General features: G+C 55.3%; 25 protein-coding genes. 1 reads left to right on the top strand and 24 read right to left on the bottom strand.

All coding sequences use genetic code 11. The annotated features are described in order from the left end of the window. Window positions 1–22: 22 nt before the first annotated feature. From nth to bshB1, 14 genes are all read right to left on the bottom strand, one after another. On the bottom strand, window positions 23–685 hold the full coding sequence (gene nth / locus KNP64_RS02725) for an endonuclease III (RefSeq protein ID WP_034777352.1): 663 nt from the start codon (window positions 683–685) through the stop codon (window positions 23–25). Further along, window positions 685–1,272 (bottom strand): DnaD domain-containing protein, encoded by a 588-nt coding sequence (locus KNP64_RS02720; protein WP_034777350.1) that lies wholly within the window; start codon window positions 1,270–1,272, stop codon window positions 685–687. Before KNP64_RS02720 ends, nth begins: the two co-directional genes overlap by 1 nt. A gap of 59 nt (window positions 1,273–1,331) precedes the next feature. Next, entirely contained in the window at window positions 1,332–2,633 is a 1,302-nt protein-coding gene (asnS, locus tag KNP64_RS02715; RefSeq protein ID WP_034777348.1) for an asparagine--tRNA ligase, read from the bottom strand. A gap of 20 nt (window positions 2,634–2,653) precedes the next feature. Beyond that, window positions 2,654–3,841, bottom strand: coding sequence for a pyridoxal phosphate-dependent aminotransferase (locus KNP64_RS02710; RefSeq protein ID WP_214791478.1), 1,188 nt, complete (start codon window positions 3,839–3,841; stop codon window positions 2,654–2,656). A gap of 21 nt (window positions 3,842–3,862) precedes the next feature. Then, window positions 3,863–4,321 carry a hypothetical protein gene (locus KNP64_RS02705; protein ID WP_308162256.1) on the bottom strand — a complete coding sequence of 153 codons (459 nt, stop codon included), beginning with the start codon at window positions 4,319–4,321 and terminating at the stop codon, window positions 3,863–3,865. A 17-nt stretch (window positions 4,322–4,338) separates the two neighbouring features. Next, a complete protein-coding gene (locus KNP64_RS02700; protein ID WP_016509977.1) occupies window positions 4,339–4,524 on the bottom strand; it encodes a YpmA family protein in 186 nt (61 codons plus the stop codon). A gap of 66 nt (window positions 4,525–4,590) precedes the next feature. After that, entirely contained in the window at window positions 4,591–7,401 is a 2,811-nt protein-coding gene (gene dinG / locus KNP64_RS02695) for an ATP-dependent DNA helicase DinG (protein WP_214763920.1), read from the bottom strand. A 107-nt stretch (window positions 7,402–7,508) separates the two neighbouring features. After that, a complete protein-coding gene (gene panD / locus KNP64_RS02690; protein WP_021067221.1) occupies window positions 7,509–7,892 on the bottom strand; it encodes an aspartate 1-decarboxylase in 384 nt (127 codons plus the stop codon). A gap of 5 nt (window positions 7,893–7,897) precedes the next feature. Then, the gene (panC, locus tag KNP64_RS02685) at window positions 7,898–8,728 is read right to left on the bottom strand and encodes a pantoate--beta-alanine ligase (RefSeq protein ID WP_138859550.1); all 831 of its coding nucleotides are present in this window, start codon (window positions 8,726–8,728) and stop codon (window positions 7,898–7,900) included. Continuing rightward, window positions 8,725–9,561: a 3-methyl-2-oxobutanoate hydroxymethyltransferase gene (gene panB / locus KNP64_RS02680; protein ID WP_138859551.1), complete on the bottom strand. Its 837-nt coding sequence runs from the start codon at window positions 9,559–9,561 to the stop codon at window positions 8,725–8,727. The genes panC and panB overlap by 4 nt, the downstream gene beginning before the upstream one ends. A gap of 219 nt (window positions 9,562–9,780) precedes the next feature. Continuing rightward, window positions 9,781–10,743 carry a biotin--[acetyl-CoA-carboxylase] ligase gene (locus KNP64_RS02675; protein WP_214791480.1) on the bottom strand — a complete coding sequence of 321 codons (963 nt, stop codon included), beginning with the start codon at window positions 10,741–10,743 and terminating at the stop codon, window positions 9,781–9,783. Continuing rightward, on the bottom strand, window positions 10,716–11,855 hold the full coding sequence (locus KNP64_RS02670; protein WP_138859553.1) for a CCA tRNA nucleotidyltransferase: 1,140 nt from the start codon (window positions 11,853–11,855) through the stop codon (window positions 10,716–10,718). Before KNP64_RS02670 ends, KNP64_RS02675 begins: the two co-directional genes overlap by 28 nt. After that, window positions 11,852–12,973 (bottom strand): N-acetyl-alpha-D-glucosaminyl L-malate synthase BshA, encoded by a 1,122-nt coding sequence (gene bshA, locus KNP64_RS02665; protein WP_214763917.1) that lies wholly within the window; start codon window positions 12,971–12,973, stop codon window positions 11,852–11,854. The genes KNP64_RS02670 and bshA overlap by 4 nt, the downstream gene beginning before the upstream one ends. Continuing rightward, on the bottom strand, window positions 12,970–13,653 hold the full coding sequence (bshB1, locus tag KNP64_RS02660) for a bacillithiol biosynthesis deacetylase BshB1 (protein WP_214791482.1): 684 nt from the start codon (window positions 13,651–13,653) through the stop codon (window positions 12,970–12,972). The genes bshA and bshB1 overlap by 4 nt, the downstream gene beginning before the upstream one ends. Window positions 13,654–13,764: 111 nt before the next feature. Here bshB1 and KNP64_RS02655 point away from each other — a divergent pair, with 111 nt between their 5' ends. Next, on the top strand, window positions 13,765–14,640 hold the full coding sequence (locus tag KNP64_RS02655) for a YitT family protein (RefSeq protein ID WP_138859556.1): 876 nt from the start codon (window positions 13,765–13,767) through the stop codon (window positions 14,638–14,640). A 46-nt stretch (window positions 14,641–14,686) separates the two neighbouring features. On the opposite strand, the gene KNP64_RS02650 is transcribed toward KNP64_RS02655, so the two are convergent. The 10 genes from KNP64_RS02650 to aroA form a co-directional block, all read right to left on the bottom strand. After that, window positions 14,687–15,154, bottom strand: coding sequence for a GreA/GreB family elongation factor (locus tag KNP64_RS02650; RefSeq protein WP_214763914.1), 468 nt, complete (start codon window positions 15,152–15,154; stop codon window positions 14,687–14,689). 59 nt (window positions 15,155–15,213) lie between these two features. After that, a complete protein-coding gene (locus tag KNP64_RS02645) occupies window positions 15,214–15,897 on the bottom strand; it encodes a zinc metallopeptidase (protein ID WP_138859558.1) in 684 nt (227 codons plus the stop codon). A gap of 38 nt (window positions 15,898–15,935) precedes the next feature. Further along, the gene (locus KNP64_RS02640; RefSeq protein ID WP_214710960.1) at window positions 15,936–16,550 is read right to left on the bottom strand and encodes a DUF1405 domain-containing protein; all 615 of its coding nucleotides are present in this window, start codon (window positions 16,548–16,550) and stop codon (window positions 15,936–15,938) included. A gap of 99 nt (window positions 16,551–16,649) precedes the next feature. Then, entirely contained in the window at window positions 16,650–17,444 is a 795-nt protein-coding gene (locus tag KNP64_RS02635) for a menaquinol-cytochrome c reductase cytochrome b/c subunit (RefSeq protein ID WP_138859559.1), read from the bottom strand. Window positions 17,445–17,477: 33 nt separating this feature from the next. After that, window positions 17,478–18,149, bottom strand: a complete 672-nt coding sequence (qcrB, locus tag KNP64_RS02630; RefSeq protein WP_021067209.1) for a menaquinol-cytochrome c reductase cytochrome b subunit — start codon at window positions 18,147–18,149, stop codon at window positions 17,478–17,480. 15 nt (window positions 18,150–18,164) lie between these two features. Then, on the bottom strand, window positions 18,165–18,668 hold the full coding sequence (locus tag KNP64_RS02625) for a QcrA and Rieske domain-containing protein (protein WP_021067208.1): 504 nt from the start codon (window positions 18,666–18,668) through the stop codon (window positions 18,165–18,167). A gap of 110 nt (window positions 18,669–18,778) precedes the next feature. Next, entirely contained in the window at window positions 18,779–19,219 is a 441-nt protein-coding gene (locus tag KNP64_RS02620; protein WP_214707512.1) for a DUF2487 family protein, read from the bottom strand. 165 nt (window positions 19,220–19,384) lie between these two features. Further along, window positions 19,385–19,918 carry a ReoY family proteolytic degradation factor gene (locus KNP64_RS02615; RefSeq protein WP_034777333.1) on the bottom strand — a complete coding sequence of 178 codons (534 nt, stop codon included), beginning with the start codon at window positions 19,916–19,918 and terminating at the stop codon, window positions 19,385–19,387. A gap of 24 nt (window positions 19,919–19,942) precedes the next feature. Further along, window positions 19,943–21,214 carry a tetratricopeptide repeat protein gene (locus KNP64_RS02610; protein WP_214791484.1) on the bottom strand — a complete coding sequence of 424 codons (1,272 nt, stop codon included), beginning with the start codon at window positions 21,212–21,214 and terminating at the stop codon, window positions 19,943–19,945. A 36-nt stretch (window positions 21,215–21,250) separates the two neighbouring features. Next, complete coding sequence (gene aroA / locus KNP64_RS02605) at window positions 21,251–22,501, bottom strand: 3-phosphoshikimate 1-carboxyvinyltransferase (RefSeq protein ID WP_214707508.1); 1,251 nt, start codon at window positions 22,499–22,501, stop codon at window positions 21,251–21,253.

Here is a 22,501-nt window from a genome sequence, read left to right as displayed (position 1 = left end):
TTGTAATCAGGAAGACGCTTGTTCATTGTCCGGTCGCTTGCTTGGACTTCATTCGTTTCTTGCCTTCGCGGCACATGTGCAACAGCGGACATGTCTCGCAGGCAGGACGTTGCGCTTTACAATGGTAACGTCCAAAAAAGATGAACTGATGATGGAGCTGAGACCATTCTTCGCGTGGGAACTTCTTCATGAGCGTGTCCTCGACTTGACGGACGTTGTCTTTCCAACGACAGATTCCGAGCCGTTTCGAGACGCGCTCGACGTGTGTGTCGACGGCGAACGCCGGTTCATGAAACGCGACGGACAAGACGACGTTCGCCGTTTTACGACCGACGCCAGGTAACGCCTCGAGTGATTCGCGGTCCGACGGGACGATTCCGTTATGACGTTCCACGATTTGCATCGACAGCGCCTTCACGTTTTTCGCCTTGTTCCGATAGAGACCGATGCGCTTGATTAACGCCTCGATGTCGGCGACGTCTGCCGCGGCCATCGATTCGACGGTCGGATAGGCCTCGAACAGACCAGGCGTCACTTTGTTGACGAGTGCATCCGTCGCCTGCGCCGATAACGCCACGGCCACGACCAGCTCGAACGGGTTGCGGTGCGTCAACTCACAGTGGGCGTCCGGGAACATACGGCGCATCTCGTCCGACACTTCGTTCAATTGGGCTCTCGTCAACATCACTTTTTCCTCCGTTGATAATCGACGAGGTCCTCGAGCGACTCGACGTTATGGTCTTGCCACACCCGGAGGATCTTGTCCATATATTTGAAGTTCCGTACGTTGCGTAGTTTCGCTTCTCGAAGCGCGGCCATGATCAGCTCTTCGCTGAAGCCGTCCTCGGTCAACCAGCCGACAATCTGCTCGATCTCGAATGGAGTGATTGTCCCGAACTCGCGCTCAAACGTATGAATGATGTTCTCATTCAACGAATGGGCCGATTTTTCAGGTGCCGCCCCTTCCTCGAGCGCCAAGAACAATGGAAGCAGACTGTATCGTTCGACCTCGGCCGACGCGTCGATGGCGATCAACTCTTTTTGGAGCAGGCCGAGCAACACGGCGCGGGCCTCGCTCTCGGCCACGTTCATCCGGTCCCCGAGCTCACTCGGGAGCGGCATCTCGATGCCTTCCCCGATCATTTCAAGCAGATGGATGACGAGATTGAACTCGACCGGCGTCAAGTTGAGGCGACGTGCCTCGGTGAACAGTTTCCTCGGAACGACGACTGGATTTTGTTCGAACAGCTTGATTATATTATGTGCATCCATGTCGCACATCCTTTCTAGACAAATCAATCGGGGAAGACAAAGTCATCCCCGATCGGCGATTATGGGTGAATGCGGTTCAAGAGACGTGGGAACGGGATCGCTTCGCGGATATGCTCGATACCGCTAATCCAAGCAACCGTCCGCTCAAGGCCGAGGCCGAAGCCAGAATGCGGGACCGACCCGTATTTACGGAGTTCGAGATACCAGTCGTACGCGTCCGTCTCGTCAAGACCTTCTTTGATGATTTCTTCTTTCAAGCGGTCGTAGTCGTCTTCACGCTGCGAGCCACCGATGATTTCGCCGTAACCTTCCGGCGCGATCAAATCGGCACAAAGGACGAGTTCCGGGTTCTCCGGGTCGACTTTCATGTAGAACGGTTTGATGTCTTTCGGCCAATGGGTGATGAACACCGGGAGGTCATGCGCGTTGGCGATGGCCGTCTCGTGCGGTGCACCGAAATCGTCACCGTACTCGATGTCGTCGAAGCCTTCCTCTTTCAAGAACTTGATCGCATCCGTATAACGGACGCGCGGGAACGGTGCTTGAACTTTTTCAAGTTTTGACAAGTCACGTCCGAGCAGTTCCAATTCGTTACGGCAGTTCTCAAGTGCCGACTTGGCGATGTATGAGACGTAACGCTCTTGGAGCTCGAGGCTCATGTCGTGGTCGAAGAACGCCATCTCTGGCTCGATCATCCAGAATTCGATCAAGTGACGGCGCGTCTTCGATTTTTCGGCCCGGAACGTCGGTCCGAACGAGAATACTTTCCCGAGTGCCATCGCTGCGGCTTCCATATAAAGTTGGCCCGTTTGCGACAAGTAGGCCGGCTGTCCGAAATAATCTGTCTCGAACAATTCCGTCGTGCCTTCCGGTGCGCTCGACGTGATGATTGGTGGGTCGATCTTCACGAATCCTTCTTGGTTGTAGAACTCGTACGTCGCCCGGATCAATTCGTTACGGACTTTCATGATCGCGTGCTGACGACGCGAGCGGAGCCAAAGGTGACGGTTGTCCATCAAGAACTCTGTCCCGTGCTCTTTCGGTGTGATCGGATAGTCGACCGATTCCGCGATCACTTCCATGTCTGTCACCTCGAGTTCGAACCCGAGCGGCGTGCGACCACCGTCCGATTTGACGGTACCGGTCACCCAGACCGATGTTTCTTGTGTCACGCCTTTGGCGAGGGCAAACAAATCTTCGGCCACATCGGCTTTGACGACGACCGCTTGGGCGAAGCCGCTCCCGTCACGAAGTTGAAGGAACGCGATCTTTCCGCTCGAACGTTTGTTGGCGATCCAAGCTCCGACCCGGACCGTCTGGCCTTCATAGTCTTTAAATTGGCTGATTGAAATAGTTGTCATGTTCATATCCATCCTTTCGCTTATCGAGCGTTACGTGTAATGAAGTCTTCCACTCGATCGAGCGCTTCTAGTACTCGTTTTAATTCTGTTGCATATGACAAGCGGACGTAGTCGTCCTGACCAAAACCTGAACCCGGGACGAGCGCGACGTACGCCTCACCGAGGACGGCCTCGCACCACGCATCGACCGAGTCGTAACCGCTCATCGTGGCCGCTTCTTTGGCGTTGGCATATAAGTAAAATGCGCCTTGCGGCTTCAAGCATGTGATTCCTGGAATCGCAATGAGTCGTTCATAGACGATCTCGAGTCGTTCAGCAAACGAAACACGCATCATCTCGACGTCATCTTGTGGCCCATTGTAGGCTTCGACCGCCGCAGCTTGCGCGATCGACGTCGGGTTCGATGTCGAATGCGACGCGAGGTTCGTCATCGCCTCGATGATCGTCTTGTCACCGACTGCATAGCCGATGCGCCATCCCGTCATCGCATGCGACTTCGAGACACCGTTGATGATAATCGTCCGTTCCCGCATGTCAGGAAGCGTCGCGATGGAGACGAACTCCGCCTCACCGTAAACGAGTTTCTCATAAATCTCGTCACTGACGACGAGCAGATCGTGCCGTTTGACGACGTCCGCAAGCGCCGAGAGTTCAGATTCTGTATAAATCATGCCGGTCGGGTTCGATGGGCTGTTCAAGATGACCGCCTTCGTCCGATCCGTGATGGCCGCCTCGAGCAGCTCCGGCGTCAATTTGAACATCGTCGTCTCGTTCGTGTCGACGTAGACCGGAACCCCATCAGCCAGCTTCACTTGCTCCGGATAACTGACCCAATATGGTACCGGGATGATGACCTCGTCCCCTTCATCTAAAATCGCTTGGAACAGCGCATAGAGGGCGTGTTTCGCACCGGAAGCGACCATGACCTCTGGACGTGTGAACGTTAAGTTGCTGTCGCGTTTCGTCTTTTCGATGATCGTGTCTTTGAGTGCGACCGTCCCGCCAGATGGGGTATACTTCGTGTCGCCATCGCGTGCAGCCTGACAGGCTGCCTCGATGATGCGTTCAGGCGTATTGAAGTCCGGCTCACCGGCCCCTAGCCCGATCACGTCTTGACCCGACGCTTTTAACGCTTTCGCTTTCGCCGTGATGGCGAGTGTCGTTGAAGGTGTCAACTGCTTTACACGTTGTGCCAATAGATGTTCCATTGAGATCCCCCTCTAGTTTCGTCAAGGCGAGTCCGTCAATTGGACCCGTCGAATGAATTCGCCCGCTTGGAGCGTATAGTACGAGTACGTGTAAGACGTGCCCGCTTTTGTCACGACTTCGATCAATGCCCGTTCATCGAAGCCATATTTACAGCTGACGAGCGTACCGCCGGTCTCTGCGACCGAGTCGGCACAGATTTGTTCTGAATCGACCGTTGCGATGTCCCGTGTCTCGATTGGCAACTTGTCGTCGACCGGCACGAACTGGACCCGATCCGTCTCCTCGAAGACGACATACGGTTCTGTCCCGTTAAACAGTTCGGCCCGTTCAATCGAGACGGACGGTTGCTCGTCGACGAGTCGCTCGCGCGCTTCCTCGATCATTTTCTCTTTCGTCCGCTCGGTGTGGCCGACCGTGAACCAATAAATGCCACTAAATACGATGATGACACCGATGAGTGCCGTCATGAACGCAATCACTACTTTTGTCTTCCGTGTCATTCCGTCCGATAGATGGTGAACACCATCTCTTCTTTCTTCGGATCATTCACTTTTTTCTCTAAAGCAAGACCGAACATTAAATCTTGGCTCTTCAACGTACGATTCAACAAGTCGACGATTTTGTAGACGTCTGCCGTCGGCTCGATTCGAACCGTCGCCAACGTCTCAATATTCGAATTCATGATTACTCCTCCTTCAAAAAACACTATACCCATTATTATAAAGCGATAATTTCACGATGCCTAGCGTTATCTCTGATTTCCTAGCCCGGTCTTCTCTTTCTCGTCTAAAAACAGCTCAAGTTCAGCGAGTGCGGTCTCGAGCGGTCCGTCAATTCGATCGACGGACGGTAGACTATTGATGAACTGCTTGCCGTAACGCGTCGTCTCGACGCGACGGTCGAAGACGAAGATAGCGCCGTAGTCCTCTTTCGAACGGATCAGGCGACCGACCCCTTGCTTGAAGCGGATGACCGCTTGCGGAAGCGATAGTTCAAAGAAAGACGATTTACCGGTCGCCTCGATCTTCTCGGACCGAGCCTGCATGACCGGCTGGTCGGGCGGCGCGAACGGAAGCCGGACGATGATGAGGCAGGTGAGTGCCTCGCCCGGAATATCGACCCCTTCCCAAAAACTTGCCGTTCCGAACAAAATCGACTGGTCGATCCGTTTGAACTGTTTCGTCAAGCGGCTTCGCGATCCGCCGCTGACCCCTTGGGCGAGGAGCGTGTACGCCTCATCCAATTGGTCTTTGACAGCCTCGTGCGTCAAACGCAACAGTTCGTTCGACGTGAACAAGACGAGCATCCGTCCTTTCGTCACGTTGGCGATTTGGGCGATCGAGTCCGCGATCTGCTCGACGAACCGCGGCAACGGAACTTCGTTGATGAGCGGGATGTCGGACGGAACGAACAGTTTCGCTTGCTTCTTGAAATCAAACGGTGACGCCAGGACGACGCGGCGAACGTTTTCCCCATCGAGTCCGAGACGCCGCTCGATGAAGCCGAATCGTCCTGAGACGGTCATCGTCGCCGACGTCAGGATGGTCGGCCGTTTGGCGAACAGCCGCTCATGCAGGAGCGGTCCGATCTCGACCGGCTGGGTGTACACCGAGGTCAACTTGCGATTAGCCAGATTGAGCTCAACCCAACTGACGGCATCGTCGTCCCGCGTGAGCATCGTCTCGTAGAGGACGCTCTCTATATCGCGCACGTCGCCGATGAACGCTTTCAAATCACCGAGCACGGCCCGTTGTTTGAACGTCATATGCTCTTTATGCTCATCGAGGAGACGGTGCAGTTGTCGCAATGTCGTCCGTAACGTGCGCAGACGGTCTTCGAGCCGTTTCGCCACTTCACGGATTGGTCGGAACGGTTCCCCTTCCCGCTCGAAGCGGACGGTTTGACGTTGCTCCCGTTTTTTCCCGAGTGACTGGAGCGCCGTGAGCAAATCGTTCAGCTCATCGTCGACGCGGGCGAGTGCTTGATCGGTCGCTTTGCTGAACGCCTCGGCTTCTTCCGAGACGGACGTCAAATCGGCGAGCCCGAGCACGCGCGAATGAAACTTGCCGTCGGCACCGTAGCCGAACCATTTGAACAAGCGGTCAAATTGAATCGCGTCAAACGTGACTCCGAAGTGATGCGACGCGACTTCCTCGACTTGATGCGCCTCGTCCAAGACGAGTGGCGTATCGGTCGGGAGAATCCCAGCCTGGTGTTGCAAATCAGAGAACAACAAAGCATGGTTCGTCACGATGATATCGGCCTCTTTCGAGCGCAAGACGGCCCGGGTGAAGAAGTCACGGCTATACCAAGGGTCGAAGCGACCGAAGTCAGAGGCTGCATCGGCCTGGATCAGCCGTTTGAACGAGGCCGGCCCTTGTGACGCCGCACCGGGCAATGACAACTCTTCCAAGTCCCCCGTCTCGGTCTCGGTCAACCAGACGAGGACCATTGCCTTGCACATCGCCGGGAGCAGCCCGTCATTCGTTTCTTCGAGAATCATCTCGAACTTTCGGAGGTCGATGTAGTTGCGTCTCCCTTTCAAAAGTGTGAACTCGATTTCAGGGAAAATCGCTTTTAAGATTGGTAAATCTCGATTCAACAACTGTTCTTGCAACTGAATCGTATGTGTGCTGACGACGACCGGGCGCTTCGTCTCGAGGGCGTGGTGTGCGCTCGGAATCAAATACGCCAATGTCTTTCCGGTCCCCGTACCCGCCTCGATCAACAGCGTCGCCTCGTCGTCGAGCGCCTTATAGACGTGTCGCATCATCTCGAACTGGCTTTGACGCGGTTCAAATTGACCGAATAGTGCCGGAAGCGTCTCTTCGATCGTCCGGTGAAGAAACGGCTCGAACGGGTCGCGTTCGACAGCGGGTTCGAACGTATCGACGAGACGTCGGAGTGCGATTTTCCGATGAATATCGAACGTCGTCTCATCGTCGGCTCGGATCCCGACCTCAAGAATCAACTCGTCGAGGAGCGGTTCGACGTTGCTCGTCCACGACTCGGACAGGCGTCGTAACTGTTGTAACGTCACGAGCGGCAAGGCGCGCAACCGTTCAATCAAACGAATGAACAGTTCCGCCGTCGCCTCCGCATCGCTGAGCGCCCGGTGCGCGTCAGTATGCACGAGATCAAACGTCTCGGCGAGCGACTCGAGCGCATGGCTCTCAAGCGTCGGGTATAAGATCCGGGCCAGCTCGACCGTGTCGATGGCCCGTCCCTGGAACGGGATATACCCGGCTTGCTCGAGGCTTTCATTTAAAAAATTCAAATCGAAAGACACGTTGTGGGCGACGAATATTCGCCCATCGAGCATCTTCCATATATCTGGGATCACTTCCTCAAACGTCGGGGCTTCCGCCACGTCTTGGTTCGTGATCGTCGTCAACTGCGTGATAAAAGGCGGGATTGGGCGACTCGGGCGAATCAAGGTACTGTAGCGCTCAATCACTTCACTCCCTTGAACGACCACCGCCGCAAATTCAATCAGTTCGTCGCCGGACTTGACGGAATGACCAGTCGTCTCCAAATCCACTATCACATAGGTGTCCATAACATCCATCCCATCTTCGGCACGCTCGTGCTTTCTGTCTGTCTCATCTTACCATAGAACGATACACGAAAAAACGGGGATGCCTCTATCGGACATCCCCGCTCGTGTCATAGAATCGTATGGGCGATCTCTTCATAAAGAAGTTGATCGATCTCGTTCCGTTCGTTCAAGACGGCGACTTTCGGACGATGCTGTTTCGCTTCCTCGGCCGTCATCTGGCCGTACGCCATGATGATGACGACATCTCCGACTTGGAAGTGACGGGCCGCTGCACCGTTCAGACAGACGACACCCGAACCTCGTTCTCCTTTGATGACATACGTCTCGATACGGGCTCCGTTATGGTTGTTCGTGATGTGCACATGTTCGTTTTCCATGATGCCGACCGCGTCCATCAAATCTTCATCGATTGTGATCGAGCCGACGTAATGCAAGTTCGCCTCGGTGACGGTCGCTTTGTGTAGTTTCGCGTGCATAAATGTTCGAATCATTGGATTCATCCTCTCTTCCAAATCACATTATCAATCAAGCGGGCCCGTTCGAACTGCACCGCTACGGCAATCAATAGTTCGGTCGACGCGGAGGTCACCTCGGTCAACGTCGGGTAGTCTTTGATCTCGACATAGTCGATCGTACTGTTTGGGATGTTCTTCAGACGTTCCTCGAGATGTGCTTTCACATCTTGAATCGTTTTGCCTTGTACAAGCGCATCCTTTGCTTCAGCCAATGCCCGATTGATGTCACTCGCATCCGCCTTCTCCGTCTCCGACAAATAGACGTTCCGGGACGACTTGGCGAGACCTGATTCTTCACGGATGATTGGACAGCGTCGAATCTCGACCGGGACGAAATAGTCACGGACGTATCCTTCGATCAAGGCGACTTGTTGCGCGTCCTTCAAACCAAAATAAGCACGCGTCGGACGGACCAAGTTGAACAGCTTGGACACGACGGTCAAAACGCCATCGAAATGACCAGGCCGGCTCGCTCCGCAGAGGACATCTGCGCCGGTACGTACCGTGACGCGAGCCATGTCGAGCGGATACATCGTCTCCGTGTTCGGGTAGAACAAGACGTCGACACCCGCCTCGCGGGCGAGCGCCTCGTCCCGCTCGAAATCACGCGGATAGCGGTCGAGGTCCTCGTTCGGACCGAACTGGGTCGGGTTGACGAAGATGCTCATGACGACGAGGTCGTTCTCTGACTTGGCCGCCTCGACGAGACTGAGATGCCCTTCATGCAAATAACCCATCGTCGGGACGAAACCGATCGTCCCGGCGTCGTTCAACAGTTTCTGTAAGTCATGTGGTGTCGTGACGATGTTCATGCCTTGCCCCCGTAGAGCGTGTCGAGCAACGACTCATCCATCGTGAACGTGTGCCGTTCGAGCGGGAACGAGCCGTCTTTCGTCGCCTCGACATAATTGCGGATTGCCGTCGTCGCGACTTCGTTCACATCGGCATACGCCTCGACGAACTTCGGCAGACGGTCGACGCCATATTTCAAGATATCGTGATAGACAAGTACTTGGCCATCCACATCGGCACCGGCACCGATGCCGATGACCGGGATTGTAAGTGCCTCGGCAATCTTTTTGGCCAATTGGTGCGGCACACACTCGAGAACGAGCATCTTCGCACCGACCCGTTCGGCCTCGAGACTGTCGGCGATCAACTGTTCGGCATCCTCGAGCGATTTCCCTTGTACTTTGTAGCCTTCGAGCACACCGACCGATTGTGGGGTGAGGCCAAGATGGGCCACACACGGCATACCGACTTTCGTCAGACGTTCGATCGTTTCGAGCACCTCGCCGGCCCCTTCAAGTTTGATGGCATCGGCCTGACCGTCTTGGAATAACGTCGCGGCCGCTTGAAGCGTGCGGTCGAAGTCGCCATGGTATGTCGCGAACGGCATGTCGACGACGACGAACGTGTTCCGCGCCCCGCGGCGCACGGCCTTGGCATGGTGGACCATGTCCGAAGTCGTCACCGGGATTGTCGAATCGTAGCCGAGCACGACCATTCCGAGCGAGTCCCCGACTAAAATGATGTCGACCCCTGCTGCCTCGGCCAGTTTTGCCGACGGATAATCGTAGGCCGTCAACATGACCAATTTCTCTTCTTGCTTCATCTTCTTCAATAACGAAGTCATCGTGTGCATATGGTTCTCCTCCTAAATGTGGAGACAGGTTACAAAAAACGCCTTCCTACACGAATGGTAAGAAGGCGCACGAAAACGATCTCAAGTAGATGAGTGTCCTTCTGTCCCTGTCAAAATGATCAAGGCAGACAAAAAAATGTAGTGACGGTCTGCAGTACTGGTACACTTCGCGAGCGATAGCGTCCGGCACATTCATTATAGACCACGAACCCGTTTCCATCAATCATTCCAAACTGCGATCTCCGCCGAATAAATCGGCTCGATGATTCCTTCTTGTTCCAAAAGGAGTGCGCCTTCTTCCGAAATACCGCGCATCGTTCCATACCTCGGCTTACCTGACGCCGTCAACGTGATCGATTCGTTCAGATAAGCGGCATGCTCGAGCCAATGCTTGCGCACAGGGCCGAACCCAGACTCAAGGAACAAGTCATATTCGCTTTCAAGCTCGGCGAGTAAGTTGGCAAGCAGCTCGCTTCTGCGATGCGTCTGATTCGTCTCGAGTTTGATCGATGTGGCCCGATGCGCGAGCTCTTCCGGGATGACCTCGCTGTTGACGTTCATCCCGAAGCCGAGGATGACGGCTTGAATCCGGTCACCCTCCGTCTGCATCTCGGTCAAGATGCCGCCGATTTTTTTCCCGTTGAGCAACAAGTCGTTCGGCCATTTGATGGTGGCCGGGATGCCTTGCGCGTGCACGGCGCGCGCGAACGCGCTCGCCGCCATGAGCGTCAGCTTCGAGGCGTCTCGAATCGGCAACGCCGGCCGCAAAATCACGCTCGCCGCGATATTGACGTGGCTCGGATTATACCAGTTCCGGCCGAGTTGGCCTCGGCCCGCTGTCTGCTCTTCGCTGATGACGAGCGTTCCTTCGAGGACGCCCTTTTGCGCCAATTCATGGGCGATGCGTTGGGTCGTGTCGATTTGCTCAAACGCATGGACGACTTGTCCGAACCGCCCTTTTCGGAACGATACGAACGCCGGTTCATCGAGCCGGTCGGTCTGACCGAACAATTGATACCCTTTTCGAGGAATCGTTTCAATCGCATACCCGTCTTGTTTTAACGTCTCGATATGCTTCCAAATGGCGGTACGTGAAATATTTAATTGGCGGGCCAACTCTTGACCGCTCCAGACGGCCCCGTCCTGCAACAGATTTAAGACTTTTCCGCGTGTCGAAGCCATTGTTCGGCCTCCTTTCGTAACGATTCCGGCTCATTGGCGAGCTCGCCAATGAGCACGAGCCGCTCAACGTGGGCGAGCAGCTGTTTGATGAGCGGTCCCCGGGCACCGAGATGTAGCGCATCGCGACCATCGAATCGGAGTTCCCGGCGCGACTGGATCGGCAACTGCCGCTTCAACTGTTCGGCCGTCTCGCTTCGTCCGGACATCCGCAAGTATGTCGCTAGCGTCTCCGGCGTCGTCTCATAGATGGTGAACGTGTCGAGCCCGCTGTCGAACAGACGCGCGAGCACGCCCGCCTCCCGCTTCAGTGCGTTCGAGCGTTTCCACGGTGTCAGCCAATCGGTGGCGTCAGCATAATAGACGAACAACGCCCAGCCCCCGACCGGGTCGACCGGGGTCCGCTTGTCGGCGATGACATGGCGGATGAGCGTCTCCGTGACGTTCGGCAAGTATTGATGGATGCCGAGGTCAAGTATCGCCGCGAGCGCCTTTCGGTATGCCGGGCCCATCATCAACTTCTCGAACTCGATGGCGACCCGTTCCATCGCGATGTCTTGCAGTTTGTGGCCGAGTTCGCGTGAGGCCCGTTGCACGTCTTCGTCGAGCCGGAAATCGAGTTGGGCCATGAAGCGGAACGCCCGCATGATGCGGAGCGCGTCCTCGTTGAAGCGTTCATAGGGGCTGCCGACGGTCCGAATGACACGTGCCTCGAGGTCCATCCGTCCGCCGAACAAGTCGACGACGTTGCCGTCGTGGAACGCCATCGCGTTCATGGTGAAGTCACGCCGTTTCATATCTTCTTCAAGCGAGACGCCGAGCGAAACATGGTCGGGTCGTCTCGAGTCCGAGTACGTCCCTTCCGAGCGGAACGTCGTCACTTCGAACGGATGATGGTCGAGGATGACCGTCACCGTGCCGTGGTCAATCCCGGTCGGTACCGATTTCGGGAACAAGCGCATGACTTCGTCCGGGAAGAGCGACGTGGCGATATCGATATCATCCGGAAGCGTCCCGAGCATATAGTCACGGACGGCACCCCCGACGATGTACGCTTCGCCGCCGTGGGCGTTGATCGTCTCGATGATTCGTTTGGCGTATTCCCATTCCGTCATCGTCCCACCACCTGTTCATAAAGCGATTCATACGCCGTGACGATATCGGCCGAGGCGAACTGTTTGGCCCGCTCGAGCCCGTTCGCACGGAAGCGTGCATGGAGCTCGTGGTCGAGCAAGATCGCTTCGAGCGCTTTCGTCGCCGCGGGCGCGTCGCCGCGTTTGACGACGAACCCTTCTACGCCGTCGGTGATGACTTCCGGCAATCCGCCCGCATCGCTGACGACCGACGGCACACCCGTCGCCATCGCCTCGAGGGCGACGAGGCCGAACGCCTCTTTATCCGACAACAGGATATGGACGTCGCACATCGATAGAAGTGCCGCCACTTGCTCTTGCTTCCCGGCGAAGATGACTTGCTCTTCGAGCCCCATCTCGCTCACGAGACGGCGCATCGCTCCCATGAGCGGACCGTCACCGACGAGGAGCAGTTTTTTGTGCGGCACGTTCATCTGCTGGAACGATTCGAGCACGAGGTCGATTCGCTTCACTTGACGGAAGTTTGAGATATGGATGACGACCCGGTCCTGTTCCGATAAACCGTATCGTTCGCGAAGCGATGTATCGGCCTGTGGTTGATAGACGGCCTCATCGATAAAGTTATGGATGACGTCAATCGACAAATCGGACCCGATCCGCTCGAGCGTCTCTTGTTTCAAGCTGTTCGAGACGGCCGTGATCGCGTTCGATTGGCGCAACCCATAAAGGATGGCCGGCTTGAGTTCTTCGTCTTCCCCAAGCACGGTGATATCGGTCCCGTGGAGCGTCGACACGATTGACGTCTTCGTCCCGGCCATCTCGCGCCCGAGGGCGGCACAGACAGCGTGCGGCACCGCGTAGTGGGCATGAATGACATCAAGGCCGAACGCCTGGATGACGCTCGCGATTTTCGAGGCGAGCGTGATGTCGTACGGCGGATAGCGGAACACCGAGTACTGGTTGATCTCGACTTGGTGGAACGTGATATTCGGATGGTAGGCGTTCAGTCGGAACGGGATGCTCGACGTGATGAAATGAACGTCATGCCCCCGGTCGGCGAGTTTCATGCCGAGCTCGGTGGCGAGTATGCCTGAACCTCCGACCGACGGATAACAAAGGACCCCGATGCGAAGTTTCATGCGAGCTCACCCGCCTTCGTGACAACGTACGGACGGGTCGTCATGAGCCCTTCGGCGTACTCCGTTCCGATCAAACTGCCGAAATGCCGTTCCCGTGCCAACACCCGATCGAGATAGGCGTCCGTGAGCGGTGTCGCCACACCGTCGACCGGTGTGAACTGACTGGCATAAGCCCGTAAAGCGTTTAGTTTATGTTCGATCGTCGCCGTGATGTCGATGCAGACGTCAGGCGTCGTATGGGCGTTGATCATATATTGATAGACGCTCGCCGGTCGATACGCGGCGACGTCCGGCATAAATTTATGGATTCCCGCGTTAAAGAGCGCCTCCTCGACGAGTCGGGCGCAAGCCCCGTGGTCAGGATGGCGGTCGACGCCGTATGGATAGAAGACATGTGTCGGACGTTCGGTCCGAATCAAACGGACGAGCGCCTCGACTTGTTCATTGTCCCCTGTCAAACCCCGGTCCGGAAAACCGAGGTTCACACGCCGGATGCCGAGCACACGGTCGGCCATCTCGGCTTCTTTCCCCCGGGTGACGACGTCCCCGTTCGATGACAGTTCGGCTCTCGTCAAATCGACGTATAGGACCTCGACCCCGTCCTCGGTCCATTGGGCGGTCATACCGGCGATGCCAATCTCAATGTCGTCCGGATGGGCCCCAATTGCTACTATTTTCATAAAATCACCTCTTCTGTGAAAAGTATATCGGACTCCGTCTCGATTGTCATATGTTCAGGGTAGGCAATCGAGAGGTTTTTCGAGTACGCTACTAGATGGGAGGTGAACCAGATGACGGTACAATTACCGATTCGGTTTCGCAATATATTTTTCATTTTGATTGGTTCCTTTATTTTCGCGTTCGGCGTCTACCACTTCAACGTCCAGAACAACTTGGCGGAAGGCGGCTTCACAGGCATCACCTTGATTCTGCGGGGCTTGTTCGATTGGTCGCCATCGATCACGAACTTGGCGCTCAACATCCCGCTCTTCTTCGTCAGCTATAAGCTGCTCGGGCGGACGACGTTCATCTACACGCTCATCGGGACGTTCAGCTTCTCGCTCTGGTACGCCCTCATTGCCAAGTACTCAAACCTCGTCATCGATTTGACGGACGACATGGTGCTCGCGAGTTTGTTCGCCGGCCTGTTCATCGGTGTCGGTCTTGGGATCATCTTCAATAACGGCGGTACGACCGGAGGCGTCGACATCATTGCCCGGCTCGTGCAACGTTACGTCGGCTGGTCAATCGGCAAGACGTTCCTCGTGTTCGACTTTTTCGTCATCGTCCTCAGTTTGACGTATCTCGATATTCGCGAGGCGATGTATACGCTCCTCGCCGTCTATATCGGGGCCCGCGTCATCGACTCGATGCAGGAAGGGACGTATGCCGGGAAAGCCGCTATGATTATCAGCGACCATCGCACGGCCATCGCCGACGGCATCCACGCCACGATGAACCGCGGGACGACCCGTCTTCTCGCCAAAGGCGGCTATTCGAACAAGGAACTTGAAGTCCTCTACGTCGTCGTCGGGCGGAACGAAGTGAACCGGTTGAAAACGATCGTCAAACAGATCGACCCGCACGCTTTCGTCACGTTCCACCACGTCTATGAGGTCGGTGGTGAAGGCTTCACGTTCGATGAGAACCGGATTCCTTTGAAATAAGTCACGACGCACAACGCCCCGTTCGAATGAACGGGGCGTTGTTTCATTATCGTTCGATGCGGACAATCTCAAACGTGAGCGTGCCGCCCGGTGAAGCGATGGAGACGGTTTGACCGACGGTAGCTCCCATCAAACCACTGCCGAGCGGTGATGTCGCGGAGATCGACCCGTTTGCCAGATCAGCCTCGAGCTCGCCGACGATTTGGTACGTCTCGGTGTCACCATCCGGCAGTTCTCGCAACGTCACCGTGTCGCCGAATCCAACCTCTCCGGCAGTCGCTTCCTCTTCCACGACGACGGCATCGGCGAGCGTCCGCTCTAGTTCGCTGATTTTCGTCTCGATCCGCTCTTGTTCACGCACTGCGTCAAAATACGTCACATCTTCTCGAAAGTCACAAAATTTCCGGGCCGCCTTGACACGTTCGAGCGCTTCACGCCGACCCTCGATGCGAAGCGTCTCGAGTTGTTCGATCAGACGCAGACGACCCGCCCTCGTCAACTGTGGTTTTGACATCTCGGTCCCCTTTCCAAACATGATAAAAAAAATCCCGTCGCGAGACGGGACCGTTGATTCTACTCATCACGTGGCATGAAGACGATGAGTGCCAAGCGGATCAATTCGGCGACGGCGACGAGCGTTGCCGCCACGTACGTCCATGCTGCCGCGTTGAGCACTTTGCGCGCACCCGACTCTTCGGTTGCCGTGACGATTCCGTGGCTCGTCAGTTCAGCCATGGCCCGTTTCGAGGCATCGAATTCGACTGGGAGTGTGACGAGTTGGAACACGACCGCCCCGAGCATCATGATGACACCGAGTTGGGCGAGGCCCATCGCGCCGAGCAAGAAACCACCTAAGAGAAGCGGGAACGACAAGTTCGACGTGATGTTCACGACCGGCACGAGCCGGTGGCGGACACGCATCATCTTATAGTCGGTCGCATCTTGAATGACGTGGCCGATCTCGTGGGCCGCAATCGCAGCCGATGAGATCGTCGAGCCTTGATACACTTCACGTGAGAGACGGACGACTTTATTGACCGGATCGTAATGGTCACTCATCAGTCCGTCGACCATCTCGATGCGGACGTTGTTGACGCCGTTTTGTTTCATGATGAAGTCAGCGACTTGGGCGCCGGTGACGCCGCTTTGAATCGGTTGTTGAAGAAATTTTTTGTACGTACTTTTCACTCGCATCTGGGCCCATAATGGGATGAGCATAATCAGTGCAAGATAGAAAATATAGCCACCTAATGACATGTTCTCTATCACCTCTGCGTGTATTTGATACCCTGATTTTACATTCTTATGAACTTATTATCAAGTGAAGTGCGCAGGATGAGGTGGTATCCCATAAAAAAACATATTCCCGTCAACCAGAACGAACCGTAGCCAATCCAGGCGATATGCTCGGCGAGCGACGGATAGCGCGGCCATTGGCCGAGCACATAATCGACGACGTCGTTGTGGACGACCCAGATGAGCGTCAAAACGAACGAACGAACCGTCCATGTCATGAACGGTGCATACAACAGCGCCTGGAACGCCATCGCTCCGTGCGACACCATCAGCATGACCGCCATGAGCACGGTGAACGTCTCCGCATCCGGTCCGAGTTCCCGCAAGAACAAGAGGTTCATGATGACGGCCCACACCCCATACTTGATGAGCGTCACGAAGGCGAGCGTCTCCATGAGCGGCGACTTCTTTCCGGCGAGCCATAGACCGAGCACAATCGTGAAGAAGAGCGAGGCCGTCGGGCTGTCCGGTACGAACGGCCAATAGATGAGCGGCGTATCGCGAAGCTGGGGCTCATACCAGACGTACCCGTAGATCGTGCCGAGCAGATTGATGAGAAAGAGTAGTCCTAACACGAGCCGGTGTGTCAGGATTGGGCGCAACATATGTATCATTCGAGAATTCCATCCTTTTTTTCTTCATTGTAGCGCAACGAAACGAAAGTAAAAAGAAGTGTGGCCCGTTTGACGGGTCACACTTCTTGAACCAATCGTTTATTGGTTGTTTTCTCCGCCTTCACCGTATGAAGCGATGAATTCAGACATGGCTTGGAGGTCCTCATCCGAACCGTCCCATTGGCCGGCCGGCATCGTACCGACACCGTTGACCGCGATATCCGCGATCTCTTCAGCCGTGTATGCTGTGCCGACGAGTGCAGGAGCTGCTGCCCCGCCTTCGAGGTTCTGACCGTGACAGTTCACACATGACTGCGCCGAGTAAATCTCGTAACCTGGTGCGGCCGTATCGATTTCAGGGCCCTCGCCCGGTACTTCCAAGATTCCTTGTTCATGCACTTGATCCCAATGTGTCGTTTGAACCGATTCCCACGTCAAGTAGAAAATTGACAAGACGCCGAGAAGCATGAAGCTGATGGCGACCGGACGTTTCGCCGGACGGCGTTCGAGTCCTTGGTCGAGCCATGGTGCGATCAAGAGCGCCGTGAAAGCGACCCCTGGCAAGATGACCGTCCCAAGAAGGATCCAGTCCCCTGCTGCGAATTGGTATTTGAGCAATTGATACAAGAACAAGAAATACCAGTCCGGTAACGGAATGTAAGACGTGTTCGTTGGATCGGCGATGTTTTGGAGCGGTGGTGCCTCGACGATCGTCAAGGCGATGAATCCGATCAAGAAGACCGAACCGACCATCCACTCTTTCAACAAGAAGTTCGGCCAGAACGCCTCAGTGCGTCCTGGGTATTCAGAATAGTCTTTTGCAATATTTTGTTTCCGATTCGAGATTCCTACTCGAGAGTCGGTTACAAATTTCATCCCTTTACCGCGATGCATATCGTTTCTCCCCCTTTATATCTTCGAATCGGCTTATAGCGGTCCTGAAATCCCTTGTTTACGAATCATCAAGAAGTGGGCTCCGAGGAGTCCGAACAAGGCCGCCGGTAAGAAGAAGACGTGAATGGCGAAGAAGTTCGTGAGCGTCCGTGCGCCGACGATCTCACCACCGGCGAGAAGCGTCTTGGCAATGCCACCAATGACCGGGACACTCTCGGCAATTTGAAGCGTAACTTTCGTCGCGAACAACGCTTTCATATCCCACGGCAACAAGTACCCTGTAAGACCGAGCGCCAAGACGACGAAGAACAAGAGAACACCGACGACCCAGTTGAGTTCGCGCGGTTTCTTATACGATCCGGTAAAGAATACGCGGAGCGTATGTAAGAACAACATGACGATGGCGACCGATGCGCCCCAGTGGTGCATCCCACGAACGATTTGTCCATGTGCGATCTCGTTTTGTAAATAGTACACCGACGCGTGCGCGTTGATGATGTCTGGTACGTAGTACATCGTCAAGAACATCCCTGACAGAATTTGAATCACGATCGTGAAGAACGTCAGACCGCCGAAGCAATAAACAAATGCTGAAAAGTGATGGGCAGGGTTGACGTGTTCTGGAACTTCATGGTCAGCGATGTCGCGCCATAACGGCGTGATGTCGACGCGTTCATCGACCCAATCATAAATTTTTTGTAACATCGACTATTCCCCCTCTCACAACTGTGCGACTGGACTGCCCAAGTATAGGAAGCCGTCTTTTTCTTCTTTTTCGTAGCGTGCAAGTGGTGCAGTCGGAGGCGTACCAGGAATGTTCGTTCCATCTTTCTCATAGCGACCGAAGTGACACGGGCAGAAGAACTCTGTCGGTCGAGTCGGGTCTCCACCATATCCTACTTGACAGCCGAGGTGCGTACAAATTGGAGACAAGGCGATGATCTCGCCGCTCTCATCTTTAAATACCCACGCCGAAAGCGTTTCTTCAAATTCATACCAAGCATCTTGCGTTTGTTTCTTAAAGTCGACACGTTGCGGCTCAGTCGTGATGTCGTCGAGACTGATGACTTTTACTTTATCGCCCGCTCCCGATTTTTTTAAGACCGGATCGATCGCAAAGTTGACCATCGGACTGATCAATGTTGCCGCCATAAAGCCACCTACACCAGTCAACGTATACGTTAAGAACTGACGGCGTGTGACTTTTGACCCATTTTGAGCCATTTCGTTCCCCCCTCATTCGTGTGCATAACCCCATAATTCTTTATGCATTCTTCACAAAAATTTCTCACTCAACAAAATAGTATATCAATAAAACCTCCACGTCAACCGCTTCATGTCGCCATCCAACGGCTCGAAAGCTCGGTAATGACTTGCGTCGCAAAATTTTGAACCATCGTGTGCGACTGCTCGCCGGACATGCCTTTTAAAGCAAGCGGCGGAACAAACATAATCGGCAGTTCAGACCCTTTGAAACGCAAATCCGAGGAGATGAACAACACGTGGGAAAACCCAGAGGACACCGCTTTCGTGAGTACCGCTTCTGCCGTCGCCCGGCCAGCGTCCACGTCGACGTAACTAAGTGTCGGGCTGAGCATCGTCCGTCCCGACAGTTGCCGTTCGGTCTCAAGTGCCACCGCCTGAATGACTTCGTTCCCTTCGGCTTTACGCACCATGTCCTCATCAAACGCCAGTTCGACGAGTGGGACGACGAGCGTGTCGACGTATTGGCGTTCTGTCAGCGATTTCATCGCGTCTATGCCATCGAACCTCATCTTCCTCCTCCTCTCCTCCAGACATACATCATCATGTCCATTGTAGCGTACCTACAAACGTTCCCTATGCGAAACTTATGAACGAAATGTGAAATTATTGTGTATTCCTACGTCATTAATATACCAAAAAACAAGCGCCGACCATAACGGAAGCGCTTGTTTTTATTAAAATAATTTTGAGGCTCGCACTTGATGCAGCTGACTCGTCAAATTGCGGAACAATTTCTCGTCACGCCGGTCGAGCGCCTTGTCGATTTCGACGAGCAGACGTTCTTCCTCGAATTGGGCGACCGAGGCCCGGATGACCGTTTGCGCGGACGTCGTCACTTCATCCTTAAGTTCGGCCACGGGTTCGAACGGGTTCAATTCAACGATGTCGATCCACATTTCGTCGATCATCATCCCTTGGAAGTTGAGCTCCACGTAGATGGCGCCGTCATGGAGCCGGATGTCGTGATACGCCTTCTCGGGATTGACCGTGATGAGGTCACCCCGGCGGTAACGGAACGGTTCCCCGTCAAAACCGTACGCCGTCATGATCAGGCTACGCGGTGAGACCGAGGCGTTCGTGACGAAATGAACGTTCCCGAGTTTTTCTGGATGTCTGAGCCAGTAGTCGATAATCCACTTGGCTTCTCGTTTGCGAAGCGTATGATGAGCGAGGAATCGCTTTAAGAACATCTTTTTCCGCTCGACCATATGACCCCATCTCCTTTGTATCGATTAATCGTGGTCCGTCAACCGTTCGAGCCGCTCCTCCAGAACTTGGCGGTCGTCGACATCGACGGTGAGCGCAAGCGTTTGCTCGAGCACTCGTTGCGCTTCGGCACGCTGTCCTTCTTCTATCAATAGTGTAGCCCATTCGATGGCAAATGACACGTCCTCTTTATAAACTTGCTCGATCGACCCGTATAACGTGACGGCTTGATCGTAGTCCTCGAGTTCATAGGCCGCCTTCGCTTTGTACCAGGTCATGAGCGGAGACGTCGAATGCTCTTCGAGCGTGTCGATCGTCTCGAGGACGGCCTCCATGTCACCCGATTCAAATAAGACTGATAAGAGGAGCTCGGTCGCCTGGAGCGATTCCGGGTTCAGCGCGAGCGCTTCCCGGAGTTCCGTGACCGCCTCGTCCGTCCGCCCTTGCTTCAAGAACAGCTTCGCCTTCACCGTCCGCAACTCGTCGTTGTAGTCGTCACGGTCGATTCCCTGATCGATCACATCCAATGCCTCTTCGAAGCGGCCGAGCGCGTCGAGCGCTTCCGTATAAGGCAAGTAGAGCGACGTGAAGTCCGGGTCCATCGCCCGGAGTGACTCGAACTGCTTCACGGCGATTTCATCGCGACCGATGCGATGGGCGGTCATCGCGTGACCGAACACGGTATTCAAGTTGCGGTCGTTTGCTTTCTCATACTCATTGAGCGCCTCTTCGAACGAGCCGATCATCGTCAGCGCCTCGGCGTAGTCCGCCTGATAGTCGAGTTCTTCCGGCAAGCTCAAGTGCGGCAGACGGGCATAGAGCGGGACCGCCTGTTCGAATGAACCGATCGACGCATACAACTCGGCTAGGCCATAGATGAGGAGCGGTTCGTCTGGATTCGCCTCAAGCGCCTCCATCAATTTCTTCACCGCGACCTCATCCAACCCTTGAGATTGATAGAGATCAGCGAGCAAGACGAGGCTGCGCATATGCGCTTCCTTGTCTGTCGTATCAATCTTTTCGAGGACGGCGATCGCCTCTTCTTCCCGGTCGCTGTCCAAGTAAGCCTCGGCGAGTGACAAGGCGACGTGCGGATTGCCCGCGTAGTCGACGTAGAGTGCCGCGAGTACGTTCATGGCCCGATCGGCGAGCCCGAGTTCGAGGTAGATGTCGGCGATGGCCAGACGGTCTTCGTCCGACCCTTCCTTCTCGAGCGACTCGAGATGCATGAGGGCATGCTCGGTCTCACCTTTCTCGAGCATCTCAATAATATGATTCAATTCTATTTCGTCTAACATGTTTATAATTCCTCCTACCGGCTACTCGTATTGACGTTATTCTATCTCACGGCCGAGGCGTTGTAAATCGTCACGGAATCGTGGGTAACTTATATCAGCTGCCTCAACATGTTCAATCGTCACACGGTCCGTCGTCAATAAGTCTGCGATTTGGAGCATCATCGCCAAGCGATGATCCCCGTGCGAGGAGACATGACCCCCGTGCAACCGGCTCGGATAGACGTCAAATCCGTCCTCGGTTTCGCGCACATCGACCCCGAGTGCCGAAAGTTCGTGCACGACCGTCTGAATCCGGTCCGTCTCTTTCACTCGGAGTTCGCCCGCGTCCCGGACCGATGACGGACTCGTCGCTTGCGACGCGACGAGAGCGAACAACGGCAATTCATCAATTTGGTGCGGGATGGCATCCCCGTCCAAGCGGATGCCGTGAAGTGTACTCGTCGACACTGTCACGTCGCCGACCGACTCTTCCCCGAGCAAACGAACGTTCGTCACTTCCGTCTTCACACCCATCCGTTCGAGCGTACGTAAAAATCCGATTCGTGTCTCGTTCAAACAGACGTCGGTCGTCGTGACGCGACTGCCCGGGACGAGCGCCGCCCCGGCCCACCAAAAGGCAGCCGAAGATGGATCGGCCGGAACGGCCACCGTGGCCCCCTTGAGCACGGATGGAGCTAACCGGATCGTTCGGACACCGTCCTCTGCCGTGATGTCCAATTGCCCACTGAACAAAGGCAGCATGCGTTCCGTATGGTCCCGCGATAAGACGGGCTCGCGCACGATTGTCGGTCCGGTCGCACGAAGTCCCGCAAGCAGGACCGCTGACTTCACTTGCGCGCTCGCGACAGGCAACGTGTAATCGATGCCCGCCAGCGTCCGGCCGTGAATTTGGATCGGGGCGAACTTCCCGTCGAGGTCCGCGCCCATTTGTCGGAGCGGGTCCGTCACCCGACGCATCGGACGTTTTGAGAGCGAGGCGTCTCCGGTAAGCGTGAACTCCCCATCGTAACCCGCGAGAAGCCCTGTCAAAAGACGCATCGTCGTGCCCGAGTTCCCGCAATCGAGTTCGGCCGATGTGAGCGTCTTCGCCCCCGTGATGAGGAGACGGTCCGGCTCTTCGATGACGTCCGCTCCTAATCGCCGGATCGCCTCGAGCGTCGACCGGCAATCCTCGCCAAGGAGTGGATCATAAATCGTCGTCTCCCCGGTCGCCACGGCCCCGAACAAGAGAGCGCGATGCGTGATCGACTTGTCACTCGGTACCCGTATGAATCCATTCAATCCCAT

Origin of the sequence: Exiguobacterium sp. s64 (genome assembly GCF_018618035.1) — a bacterium.
GTDB lineage: Bacteria > Bacillota > Bacilli > Exiguobacteriales > Exiguobacteriaceae > Exiguobacterium > Exiguobacterium mexicanum_A.
Note: the sequence above shows the minus strand (reverse complement) of the source record. Positions and strands in the feature narration are given on the sequence as shown.

What these genes read in the sequence shown, in the direction of transcription:
- asnS (WP_034777348.1), bottom strand. Translation starts at nt 2,633, where the DNA reads ATGACAACTATTTCAATCAGCCAATTTAAAGACTATGAAGGCCAGACG.
- panC (WP_138859550.1), bottom strand. Translation starts at nt 8,728, where the DNA reads ATGAACATCGTCACGACACCACATGACTTACAGAAACTGTTGAACGAC.
- KNP64_RS02635 (WP_138859559.1), bottom strand. Translation starts at nt 17,444, where the DNA reads ATGCATCGCGGTAAAGGGATGAAATTTGTAACCGACTCTCGAGTAGGA.
- KNP64_RS02645 (WP_138859558.1), bottom strand. Translation starts at nt 15,897, where the DNA reads ATGTCATTAGGTGGCTATATTTTCTATCTTGCACTGATTATGCTCATC.
- KNP64_RS02615 (WP_034777333.1), bottom strand. Translation starts at nt 19,918, where the DNA reads ATGGTCGAGCGGAAAAAGATGTTCTTAAAGCGATTCCTCGCTCATCAT.
- KNP64_RS02610 (WP_214791484.1), bottom strand. Translation starts at nt 21,214, where the DNA reads ATGTTAGACGAAATAGAATTGAATCATATTATTGAGATGCTCGAGAAA.
- KNP64_RS02650 (WP_214763914.1), bottom strand. Translation starts at nt 15,154, where the DNA reads ATGTCAAAACCACAGTTGACGAGGGCGGGTCGTCTGCGTCTGATCGAA.
- KNP64_RS02640 (WP_214710960.1), bottom strand. Translation starts at nt 16,550, where the DNA reads ATGATACATATGTTGCGCCCAATCCTGACACACCGGCTCGTGTTAGGA.
- dinG (WP_214763920.1), bottom strand. Translation starts at nt 7,401, where the DNA reads ATGGACACCTATGTGATAGTGGATTTGGAGACGACTGGTCATTCCGTC.
- panD (WP_021067221.1), bottom strand. Translation starts at nt 7,892, where the DNA reads ATGATTCGAACATTTATGCACGCGAAACTACACAAAGCGACCGTCACC.
- KNP64_RS02670 (WP_138859553.1), bottom strand. Translation starts at nt 11,855, where the DNA reads ATGACGGAATGGGAATACGCCAAACGAATCATCGAGACGATCAACGCC.
- nth (WP_034777352.1), bottom strand. Translation starts at nt 685, where the DNA reads ATGTTGACGAGAGCCCAATTGAACGAAGTGTCGGACGAGATGCGCCGT.
- bshB1 (WP_214791482.1), bottom strand. Translation starts at nt 13,653, where the DNA reads ATGAAAATAGTAGCAATTGGGGCCCATCCGGACGACATTGAGATTGGC.
- KNP64_RS02720 (WP_034777350.1), bottom strand. Translation starts at nt 1,272, where the DNA reads ATGGATGCACATAATATAATCAAGCTGTTCGAACAAAATCCAGTCGTC.
- KNP64_RS02700 (WP_016509977.1), bottom strand. Translation starts at nt 4,524, where the DNA reads ATGAATTCGAATATTGAGACGTTGGCGACGGTTCGAATCGAGCCGACG.
- bshA (WP_214763917.1), bottom strand. Translation starts at nt 12,973, where the DNA reads ATGAAACTTCGCATCGGGGTCCTTTGTTATCCGTCGGTCGGAGGTTCA.
- panB (WP_138859551.1), bottom strand. Translation starts at nt 9,561, where the DNA reads ATGCACACGATGACTTCGTTATTGAAGAAGATGAAGCAAGAAGAGAAA.
- KNP64_RS02710 (WP_214791478.1), bottom strand. Translation starts at nt 3,841, where the DNA reads ATGGAACATCTATTGGCACAACGTGTAAAGCAGTTGACACCTTCAACG.
- KNP64_RS02655 (WP_138859556.1), top strand. Translation starts at nt 13,765, where the DNA reads ATGACGGTACAATTACCGATTCGGTTTCGCAATATATTTTTCATTTTG.
- KNP64_RS02620 (WP_214707512.1), bottom strand. Translation starts at nt 19,219, where the DNA reads ATGAGGTTCGATGGCATAGACGCGATGAAATCGCTGACAGAACGCCAA.
- KNP64_RS02675 (WP_214791480.1), bottom strand. Translation starts at nt 10,743, where the DNA reads ATGGCTTCGACACGCGGAAAAGTCTTAAATCTGTTGCAGGACGGGGCC.
- KNP64_RS02625 (WP_021067208.1), bottom strand. Translation starts at nt 18,668, where the DNA reads ATGGCTCAAAATGGGTCAAAAGTCACACGCCGTCAGTTCTTAACGTAT.
- aroA (WP_214707508.1), bottom strand. Translation starts at nt 22,501, where the DNA reads ATGGGATTGAATGGATTCATACGGGTACCGAGTGACAAGTCGATCACG.
- qcrB (WP_021067209.1), bottom strand. Translation starts at nt 18,149, where the DNA reads ATGTTACAAAAAATTTATGATTGGGTCGATGAACGCGTCGACATCACG.